Source organism: Arthrobacter sp. Y3223164, assembly GCF_059091005.1.
The window spans coordinates 1-9,507 of record NZ_JBNHGF010000080.1 but is presented as its reverse complement, the minus strand read 5'-3'; the positions used below and the strand labels follow the sequence as shown (position 1 = coordinate 9,507).

The following is a 9,507-nucleotide window of genomic DNA, read 5'->3' as shown; positions in this document are numbered from 1 at the left end:
CAGGCACCGCCGTCAAGCGGTGCCCACAGGTTCCAGGCGCAGGCACCGCCGTCGGGCTCTTAGCGCGTGGCGCTTTCGGCGATCAGCTCCGCCGCGCGGCGCAGCAGCGGGAGGTGGCTGACGATGGCCGTCTCCAAGGTGTCGGGGGTGGCCAGCATATTGACGCCGACGGCGGCGAGCACCGTGCCGCCGCTGTCCCTCACGGGCACGGACAGCGTGCGGTGGCCCTGCTGCAGTTCGCTGTTGTTGACCGCGTAGCCCTGCCGCCGGACCTGCTCGATCTCCTGGCGGAAACGCCAGGTGCTGTCGATGGTCTGCTCGGTCAGCCTGCTGAGGCCGCCGTCGACGGCGGACCGGAGGCCGTCCTCGGACAGCCCGGCCACCAGCACCTTGCCCATCGACGAGGCGTGCGCCGGAATCTTGGCGCCGACGGTCAGCCCGGCGCGGATCATGCGCGGCACGCGGGTCGCCGCGATGCAGATGACGTCGCCGCCGGCCAGCACGCCCGCCGTGCACGGTTCGTTGAATTCCCCGGTCAGCCACTGGACCGCCCCGCGGGAGGCCCGGACGAGCGGAGAGCCCGCGACGTAGCCGTGGCCCAGCTCCAGGGCCTGATGGGCCAGCGAGAACAGGTCATCCCGGCAGCGCACATAGCCAAGGCTGACCAGCGTCCGGAGCACCCGCGCGGTAGCCGCACGGTTCAGGCCGGCGCGGGCGGCAACCTCGGCCGCCCGCATCTGCGGATGAGCGTCATCGAAGACGCTTAACACCGAGAGGCCGCGCGCCAGGGTGCGCGCGGACGGCTCTGTCATGGCCCTGGTCACGTGCGCGTCGGAGGTGATGCTCATCACCGTCGAGGATACCCGGCGGGCCGCCGGATTGTGACGGCGGTTACCTGCTCAGCGCTACTCGGTGGTGCCGGATTGGTCCTCGAGGACGCCGCGGACGGAGGACTCGGGAACCCACATCACGTCCCCGTGCTCGGCGTTGGCCACCCGGGCCATCACGAAGAGCAGCCCGGAGAGCCGGTTGAGGTAGCGGCCGGTCTCGGAATTCACCACGTCGCCGTACTCATCCAGTGCCGCCCAGACCGCGCGTTCGGCGCGACGCACCGCCGTGCGGGCCTGGTACAGCAGCGCAGCGGAGAGGGTTCCGCCCGGCAGCAGCATGCCGCTGAGGTCCTTGGCTTCCTGCCTGAAGTGGTCGATGGCGCGTTCCAGCCGCTCCACATGCTCGGGGATGATGCGGGCGTCCGCCGCCTGATTGCCGCGATACGGCACCAGCAGGTCGGCCATCAGGTCGAACAAGTCGTTTTGGACGCTGACCAGCATGGCGCTGACCTCCGGGGACACACCCCCGCTCGCCATGGCCACGGCCACAGCGGCGTTGGCGGCATCCACTTCGGCATGCGCGACCACCCTCGGGTCGTTCTTGGACACCTCGCCGTGGCTGCCGAAGGCGGTGTACCCGGTGTCGCCATAGTGGTCCATCCGGGTCTGATCATCGCTTTGAAAGTCGCCATCTCCACTCATGCCTGCCATCATACTGACGGGACGTTTGACATCGAAGAGCCGCAGCAAGCCCGGAGCGCCGCACGCGTACAGCCGGTGACAACAGTGAGGATCAGTGATGAGCAGCGAATTTACCGGCCCCTTGCCGACTGTCTCCCGGGATACGGGTGACGACGGGCAGCGGGGCTGGAATACCGTCGACAAGACGGTTTTCTTCGTTTCAGGCAGCATTATTGTTGCCATCTGCCTGCTGGGTGTTTTCTTTACCCAGCAGGTGACCGAAGTAACCGGATCAATTCTCGGCTGGGTGACCAACTCCTTCGGTTGGTTGTTCATCCTCGGCGCCACCGGCTTCGTAATCTTTTCGCTGGTGCTGGCCTTCGGCCGGTATGGCAACATTCCGCTCGCGCAGGAGGGCGAAACCACCGAATTCTCCACGTTGTCGTGGATTGCCATGATGTTCAGCGCCGGCATGGGCATCGGCCTGATGTTCTTCGGCGTCTACGAACCGGTCACTCATCTGGCCTCGCCGCCGCCCTTCGTGGATGCCGCTCCGGGATCCCCCGAGGCCGCGAACAGCGCGATGGCCTACACGCTCTTCCACTGGGGTCTGCACCCGTGGGCCATCTACTCGGTGGTTGGCCTGGCCCTGGCCTATTCGACGTACCGGATGGGCCGCGGCAACCTGATGAGTTCGCCCTTCCAGGCGATCTTCGGCAAGGAGCGGATTGAGGAAAAGGGCTGGGGCAAGCCGATCGACATCCTGGCGATCATCTGTACGAAATTCGGTTCGGCGACCTCGCTGGGCCTGGGGGCGCTGCAGATTGCCGCCGGATTGGCGCTGCTGCGGACCGGCCGGTTCGAGGAGAACCCCGGCGTCGTGGCTCCGATCCTGATCATCTGCGTGCTGACCGTGGGTGTGGTGATTTCGGCGGCCAGCGGCGTTGCCCGCGGCATCAAGTGGCTGAGCAACACGAACATGGTGCTGGCCGCGGTGCTGCTGGTGTTCGTCTTCGTGGTGGGTCCCACCGTCTTCATCCTGGATCTGGTCCCCGCCGCGATCGGCGACTACCTGGCCAACATCGTCCCCATGAGCTTCCACTCGGCCGTCTTCGGCGGCACCGAGTGGCTGGCCAACTGGACCATCTTCTACTGGGCGTGGTGGATCTCCTGGACCCCCTTCGTGGGCACGTTCATCGCCAAGATCTCCCGCGGGCGAACCATCAAGGAATTCGTCCTGGGCGTGCTGCTGGTCCCCACCGCCGTGAGCGTGGTCTGGTTCTCGGTGTTCGGCGGTGCGGGCATCCACCTCCAGCTGGGCGGTGAAGATATTGCCGGGACCGGAGACGAGGCGGCCGGTTTCTTCGCAACCCTGCAGAACTATCCGTTCTTTTTCGGCGCGGCCATCGTGGTGATGGTGCTGACGGCGGTGTTTTTCGTCAGCGGCGCCGACGCCGGCGCCGTCGTGCTGGGAACGCTTTCCTCCCGCGGCCGAAAGGAGCCGTGGAAGCCGCTGGTCATCCTCTGGGGCGTTCTCACCGGTACCGTCGCGGCCGTGCTGCTGTTCGTCGGCGGGCTCGACGCGCTGCAGACGTTCACCATCCTGGCGTCAACGCCCTTCGTGCTGATCATGGTGGGACTCTGCCTCTCGCTGTACGTGGACTTGCGCCGGGATCCGCTGCGGCAGCGGCGCATGGGCCCGGTGCGCGGAGCCGTCAGCGTCCCCAGCACCGTGCCGTTCGCGGTGCCGGTGACGTCCGAGACGCCGGTCGTCCAGCCTGGCCAAGCCGGGCGCATCAACGGCTCCGGCGGCCCCGACCATCCCGCGGGGGGATTGCCGGAGGACCTCGGGGACGGCAAAAAACACGGACACCACGCGTAGCGGGACTAGCTGGAAAGTGGCGGGACCGGCGCGGCTTAGCCGGTCCCGTCCGCCCGGCAAGTTACCTCCGGGTAACATGGCGGCATGCACCTGATCTTCCGCACCCTCCTGCTGCTGCTGACGGCCCGCCGCCGTCCTGCCTTGGACATATGGGATTCGTCCACGCTGTCCCTGCGCGTGCTGCCCACCGACATCGACATCGCCATGCACGTCAACAACGGGATGTATTTCTCGCTGATGGACCTCGGCCGCTTCGAGCTGATGGTGCGTGCGGGCGTGTGGGACACCTTCCGCCGCAAGGGCTGGTCGCCGGTGGTCGGCGCGGAGACCATTTCCTTCCGTAAATCGCTCACACTCGGCCAGCAATACAGCATCGAAACCCGGATCATCGGATTTGATGACCGCGCCATCTTCTTCGAGCAGCGCATGGTGGCCGACGGCGAAATCCATGCCCGCGCCTACATCGCCACCCGGCTGGTTTCGAAGCAGGGCCCGGTCTCCAATGAGGAGATCTTCGCTGCCGTCGGCCAGCGGCCGCCGGCGGACCTGGTTTTGCCCGAATGGCTGCACGAGTGGCGGGAGAACAACGCCCTGCCCAGCACCCGACGGCCCGCCCCGCACCGCTGGGTGCGCTGACTCTGGTCGGCCGCAGCCCGTTCCCCTAGGCTATGGGAAAGGAGGTGAGCGGTCATGATCGCAGCACCCGGAGACCGCATCGTCATCAGGGGCAGGACGGTGGACTCGGCTGACCGGCACGGCGAAGTCATCGAGGTCAGGGGCGACGGCGGAGCTCCGCCCTACTTCGTGAGGTTCGACGACGGCCATGAGAGTGTCGTCTTCCCCGGCACGGACTGCAGCATCGAGCACGCTGCCGGGTAAGAAGCCGCTGCCGGGTCAGAAGCCCGCTGCAGACGGGGCGCGCTGCCGGGTCAGAAGCCGCCTGCAGGCCAGGCCAGATGCGGGGTCAGAAGCCCGCTGCGGGCCAGGCCCGATGCCGGCTAAACGAGCCGGCGGGCGCGCAGGACGCTGTCCGTGATCGTGGCGGTCTGCCCGTCCGGGCCCGTGACCTCGCGGGGGACGGAGTCGAGCGTGTCGAGGGCCCAGTCCGGGGAACCTAGTCCGAGTGCATCGGCCAGCTCCCCGGCCGTGGGCAGCGGTTCCTCGGGTTCCGGATGTCCCGACCAGGGCGGAAACGATTCGTGGCCGACGACCAGCAACGTGCCGCCGGGTGCTACCGCGCGGGCCGCCGTGGTGAGAATGGCGTTCCGCGGCAGCTCGACCGGCGAGTGCAGGAATTGGGCGCAGACCAGATCGTAGCTTTCCTGCGGTTCCCAGCGGGCCAGGTCCTGTTGGAGCCACCGGATGCGGTCCGCAACACCGGCCTCGTCGGCGTGTTTGGCCGCCCGTTGCAGCGCGAGCCCGGACATGTCGAGGCCGGTGACCGTCCACCCCTTGCCGGCGAGCCAGATGGCGTCTGCGCCCTCGCCGCAACCCAGCTCCAGGGCGGTGCCGGACGGCAGGCCGGAGACCTCGCGGACCAGCATGGCGTTCGGCCGGCCGCTCCACACCTGGTCCCTTTGGCTGTAAAAGGACTCCCAGAACTGGTCGGGCTCTTCCCGGCGGTCGTGATGATGCTCCATGCCTGCAGACTCTACGCCCGCGAGGTGACGGCGGCGACGGCCCTGCAGCCGGTCCCCACGGGCGGGGAGGGAAGAAATAAAGACGGGCACCGCCGTCGTTGTGCAGGATGTGTGCCCGCGGCAACCACCCCGGGCGTCCCGCGACGAAAGGCCCCGCCGACGTGAACGTACCTCTGTCCATCCTTGACCTGGCAACCATCGGCCCGAACGAAACCGTGGGTGAAAGCCTGGCCGGCAGTGTGTCCCTGGCGCAGCGGGCGGAGGAACTGGGCTACCGGCGGGTGTGGTACGCCGAACACCACAACATGGCGTCGATCGCGTCCTCGGCCACCAGCGTGCTGATTGCCCACGTGGCGGCGCACACCAACAGCATCCGCCTGGGCGCCGGCGGCATCATGCTTCCGAACCATGCCCCGCTGACCATCGCCGAGCAGTTCGGCACGCTGGAGGCGCTCCATCCGGGACGGATCGATCTTGGCCTGGGCCGTGCGCCGGGCAGCGACCAGAACACCTTGCGGGCGCTGCGCCGCGATCCGATGAGCGCCGAATCCTTCCCACAGGACGTGCTGGAGCTGCAGGGCTACCTGACCGGACAGTCGCGCATCAAGGGCGTGGATGCGACACCGGGCAAGGGCACCAACGTGCCGCTGTACATCCTGGGCTCCTCGCTGTTTGGCGCGAAGCTGGCCGCGGCGCTGGGGCTGCCGTACTCGTTTGCCTCGCACTTCGCGCCCAATGCGCTGCAGGACGCCGTGTCCGTCTACCGCCGCGAGTTCCAGCCGTCGGAGCAACTCGCCGAACCGTACGTGATCGCCGGTGTGAACGCCATCGCCGCGGACAGCAACGAGGAAGCGCAGGAGCAGTTCCGGGTTGTCCGGCGCAGCCGCGTCTCGCTGCTGTTCGGCCGCGAACGGACCTTTACCGACGAGGAAGCGGACCTCATCCTGGACTCGCCGCAGGGCCAGCACGTGGAGCAGATGGTCAAGTACTCGGCCGTCGGGACGCGCGAGGCGGTGGCGGAGTACCTGGAAGGCTTCGCCAAGCATGCCGGCGCCGACGAGCTGATTGTGGCGTTCCAGGCGCCGACCGTCGCGCAGCGGCTGCGCGCGCTGGAGCTGACGGCCCAGGCCGCCGGACTGGCGGCCTGAGCCGCCGTCGTCGGGTTACCGTTTGGCCGCGATGTAGTAGGCGTTGAACGGGTCCTGCTCGACGTCCTTGACGACCGTCCCGGAAAAGCCCGCATCCGCCAGCATGGACAGGGCAAGCTGCCGGCCCCATGCGGTGCCCAGTCCCGCGCCACCCTGGCCCAGCGAAACACTCATGCAGTGCATCACCGAAATGGTGTAGAGGAAGCCCGCCCAGGGCAGCGACAAGTTGTCCTCCACATTGCTGGAGGCCTTCATGTCCACCATGAGGAAGGTTCCGCCGGGCCGCAGGGCCGCATGGATCTCGCCGAGCACGCGCGCCGGCTGGGCCTGGTCGTGGATGGTGTCGAAGGCGGTGACCAGGTCGAACCGTCCCGGTTCATTCAGCTCGGCGACGTCCCGGACCTCGAACGAGGCATTGTGCAGGCCCATGCGCGCCGCTTCCTGCCGTGCCCGGGCGATTCCCTCCGGCGAGAAGTCGTAGCCGGTGAACCGGCTGGCGGGAAACGCCTGCGCCATCAGGTTGATGGCGTGCCCGCTGCCGCAGCCGACGTCGGCCACGTCGATGCCCCGGCGCAGGCGTTCGACCAACCCGTCGGCCAGCGGCAGGATCTCCTCGATCAGCTCGGCGTCGAAAACCGCCGAGCTTTCCTCCGACATCAACTGGTGGAAGCGCGGATAGTCGGCATAGGACAGCCCGCCGCCCTGGCGGAATGCGGCGACGACCCCCTCCTCCACGCCGCCGAGCAGCGGGATGTACTGAAGCAGCCGCGCCAGGTTGTCCGGGCCGGCGGCCCTGGTCAGCGAGGCGGCGTGTTCGGCCGGCAGCCGGTAAGTGCGGGCGACCGGGTCGTAGGCCACCACTTGCGACGCGGCCAGGCCGTTGAGCCATTCGCGCACGTAGCGCTCGTCCAGCTCCGCGGCGTCCGCGATCTGCTGGCTGGTGGCCGGCGGCAACGCCGCCAGTGTGTCGAACAGCCCCGTCTGGTGACCGATGCTGGCCAGCATGGCCAAGGCGCCGTCGTTCAGGATGGTCAGGCAGCGCTGCGCGAAGGCTTCGGCGGTCTCGGTGTCGAACTGTCCGGCAGCTTCCTGGATGGTGGTCATGGCTTCTCCCGTGGTCTGGAAGCAGGCACCTGTTGCCTGCTTCAATCCCACGGTAGGGAGCCGGCGGCACCGGGAACATCGGGCAAGTTCTGTGGATTCGGGCGGCGCGGATGGGGCAAAAGATGCAGGCGTCAGGCTCGGGCCAGCCATGCGGGTGTCAGTGCCTGCCTACGTTGCAGGCGTCAGGGTCCAGCCAACGATGCAGGCGTCAGCGCCGGGTCAAGGGAGCGGTAACGCCGTGCTCGTGGGCCCACGCGGCGGCCGCGGTGCGGGACGAGACACCGATCTTGAGGAAAATATTGGCCAGATGCCTACCGACCGTCTTCTGGCTGATGAACAGTGCGGCTGCCGTTTCCTTGTTCGTGGCACCGCGGGCGATGCAGGCAAGTACCTCCGCTTCCCGATCCGTCAGGCCGCCCGGGGACCTTTGGCCGTCCAGGCGGCGCACATCCGGCTCCGCCCCGAGCTCCCGGTAGATGGCCAGGGCCGTCGCCTCTTCCGACGCCGCGGTCTCCGGCTGGCCCAGCTTGCGGTGCACGGCGGCGAGCAGTTCGTACACCCGCGCGGTGTCGTGCCGGTGATGCAGGGAACGATAACCCTGCAGCGCGGACCTCAGCACGGGGAGGGCCTGCGCGGCCTGGCCGCCGGAAAACAGCAGGACCCCGCGGGCATGCCGTGCCCAGGCCAGGAAACCGGGGCTGCTGAAGTCACCGGCAGATTGCTCCAGTTCGCGGCAGTATTCCTCGGCTTCCGCCGTCAACTTCAGCTGCACGGCGAGTTCTACCGCGGGGAGCAGCATTTGTGCCCGGGTCAGCCGATCGTCGGACTCCAGCGCTGCCGACAGGCCGGCCCACGCGGCGTCGAGATGTCCGCGCGCGGCCAGCAGTTTGGCCTCGCCGGGCTGTGGCTCAACACCCAAGTCCCGCGCCCTGGCGTAGGAGTCGGTGGCGCCCTGCAGGTCGCCGCGCAGCCGGCGCAGCTCGCCGAGTTGGTAGTACCCTTCACCGGCGGCCCACACGTTTCGGTCCGCCAGTTCCGAGCTGCTTTGGGCGATCTCGCGTTCCACTCCGTCCCAATTGCCTTCTATGCTGCGGATTTGGAGCCGGTGGATGTGGCACACGCCGGAAAAGACCATGCCGCCCGCCAATTGCTCGCACCAGCGCTCGGTAGCTTCGGTCCATGCCCGCATCCGCGGCAGGTCGGCCAGCTGGTAGCAGGCGTGGAGTACCGTGCAATAGATGTCTCCCGACCAGGTTGGGGGCACCTGCCCGGCGAGGACCGGGAGCATCGCCTCGTCCAAGGCCGCGAAGCCCGAGGCCGTCCGCCCGGCCCGCAGATCGGCCAAACCTGTCAGGGTGAGGCTGAAGGAATGCAGCACGGGCGCGTTGAACCTCCGCCCCATCTGTTGCAGCTCCTCGGCGGCGGCCAAGGCCGGCTCCGGGTCTTCGGCAAACAGCAGCGCGTTGACGGTGTCCAGATACAGCAGGTAACCGTGGACCGGGCTCTGCGGGGCATCCAGCAGCATGCGCCTGGCGCGGTTGATCCAGCCGGAGGCGATCATCAGGTCCCCGCGCAGCGTCCACAGCAGTCCCAGATCCAGGGCCTTCATGGCGGCAGCGAGTTTTTCGCCGTCGTTCTCGTAGCGGTGGAAGACTTCCTCGGAGTCCATTACCGATTCGCGAACATCCCCCACCCACCAGGCGGCGTCGCCCAGCCGGGCCAGATCCTCCACGTCCAGTGGCGAGAGGCTGCGGGCCTGCTCGAATCCGTCATAGGCTGGGCGCCATTCCCCGCGCGCGTAGGCATCGCGTGCAGTAGCCAGCAGTGTTTCGATTGGCTCCATAGCGCTCCTGCATTTCAGGGTAGTCCTCCCGCAGCCGGCAGGGAACTGCGTAATCATCGCCATAATCGGGTTTGCAGCGGAGGGCTGCCGGTACAGTGGTGCCGAAACCGGACCACAGTTTCCGCAAGGAAATGTCCCCAAGAAGGAGCAAACATGAGTTCAGCCGCCGTTGCGCGACAGGGTGTCCTGGCCGACGCCCTGGTCCCCAGCACCGCCTTGGCCAACACCGCGCTGGTTGTGGGCGGGGCAGGCCTGACCGCCGTCATGGCGCAGCTGGCCGTGCCGCTGTGGCCGGTCCCGATCACCGGCCAGACCCTGGCCGTCCTGCTGGTCGGCAGCACGCTGGGCCCGGTCCGCGGCATGCTGTCGATGGCACTGT

The 9,507-nt window shown here is 67.9% G+C and carries 10 protein-coding genes; 5 read left to right on the top strand and 5 right to left on the bottom strand.

Going from position 1 to position 9,507, the window contains the following annotated elements:
* Positions 1-59: 59 nt before the first annotated feature.
* On the bottom strand, positions 60-848 hold the full coding sequence (locus AC5RUJ_RS06485; protein WP_494127586.1) for an IclR family transcriptional regulator domain-containing protein: 789 nt from the start codon (positions 846-848) through the stop codon (positions 60-62).
* A gap of 57 nt (positions 849-905) precedes the next feature.
* Positions 906-1,532, bottom strand: a complete 627-nt coding sequence (locus tag AC5RUJ_RS06480) for a cob(I)yrinic acid a,c-diamide adenosyltransferase (RefSeq protein ID WP_494024198.1) — start codon at positions 1,530-1,532, stop codon at positions 906-908.
* Positions 1,533-1,629: 97 nt separating this feature from the next.
* On the opposite strand from AC5RUJ_RS06480, the gene AC5RUJ_RS06475 reads away from it, so the two are divergent.
* The 3 genes from AC5RUJ_RS06475 to AC5RUJ_RS06465 all read left to right on the top strand — a co-directional run bounded on the left by AC5RUJ_RS06475 (position 1,630) and on the right by AC5RUJ_RS06465 (position 4,272).
* Positions 1,630-3,393, top strand: coding sequence for a BCCT family transporter (locus tag AC5RUJ_RS06475; RefSeq protein ID WP_494000891.1), 1,764 nt, complete (start codon positions 1,630-1,632; stop codon positions 3,391-3,393).
* A gap of 84 nt (positions 3,394-3,477) precedes the next feature.
* On the top strand, positions 3,478-4,029 hold the full coding sequence (locus AC5RUJ_RS06470; RefSeq protein ID WP_494000890.1) for an acyl-CoA thioesterase: 552 nt from the start codon (positions 3,478-3,480) through the stop codon (positions 4,027-4,029).
* Between the two features lie 54 nt (positions 4,030-4,083).
* A complete protein-coding gene (locus AC5RUJ_RS06465; RefSeq protein ID WP_494025179.1) occupies positions 4,084-4,272 on the top strand; it encodes a DUF1918 domain-containing protein in 189 nt (62 codons plus the stop codon).
* A gap of 119 nt (positions 4,273-4,391) precedes the next feature.
* Here AC5RUJ_RS06465 and AC5RUJ_RS06460 read toward each other — a convergent pair whose 3' ends face one another.
* Positions 4,392-5,033 carry an SAM-dependent methyltransferase gene (locus AC5RUJ_RS06460; protein WP_494127585.1) on the bottom strand — a complete coding sequence of 214 codons (642 nt, stop codon included), beginning with the start codon at positions 5,031-5,033 and terminating at the stop codon, positions 4,392-4,394.
* A 161-nt stretch (positions 5,034-5,194) separates the two neighbouring features.
* Here AC5RUJ_RS06460 and AC5RUJ_RS06455 point away from each other — a divergent pair, with 161 nt between their 5' ends.
* Positions 5,195-6,181 (top strand): LLM class flavin-dependent oxidoreductase, encoded by a 987-nt coding sequence (locus AC5RUJ_RS06455; protein ID WP_494127584.1) that lies wholly within the window; start codon positions 5,195-5,197, stop codon positions 6,179-6,181.
* Between the two features lie 15 nt (positions 6,182-6,196).
* On the opposite strand, the gene AC5RUJ_RS06450 is transcribed toward AC5RUJ_RS06455, so the two are convergent.
* Positions 6,197-7,336, bottom strand: a complete 1,140-nt coding sequence (locus AC5RUJ_RS06450) for a class I SAM-dependent methyltransferase (RefSeq protein WP_494155687.1) — start codon at positions 7,334-7,336, stop codon at positions 6,197-6,199.
* A 157-nt stretch (positions 7,337-7,493) separates the two neighbouring features.
* Positions 7,494-9,128, bottom strand: coding sequence for a LuxR C-terminal-related transcriptional regulator (locus AC5RUJ_RS06445; RefSeq protein ID WP_494127582.1), 1,635 nt, complete (start codon positions 9,126-9,128; stop codon positions 7,494-7,496).
* Positions 9,129-9,281: 153 nt separating this feature from the next.
* Here AC5RUJ_RS06445 and AC5RUJ_RS06440 point away from each other — a divergent pair.
* Positions 9,282-9,507, top strand: a 226-nt coding sequence (locus tag AC5RUJ_RS06440; RefSeq protein ID WP_494155686.1) for a biotin transporter BioY, incomplete at its 3' end; no start/stop codon positions are given.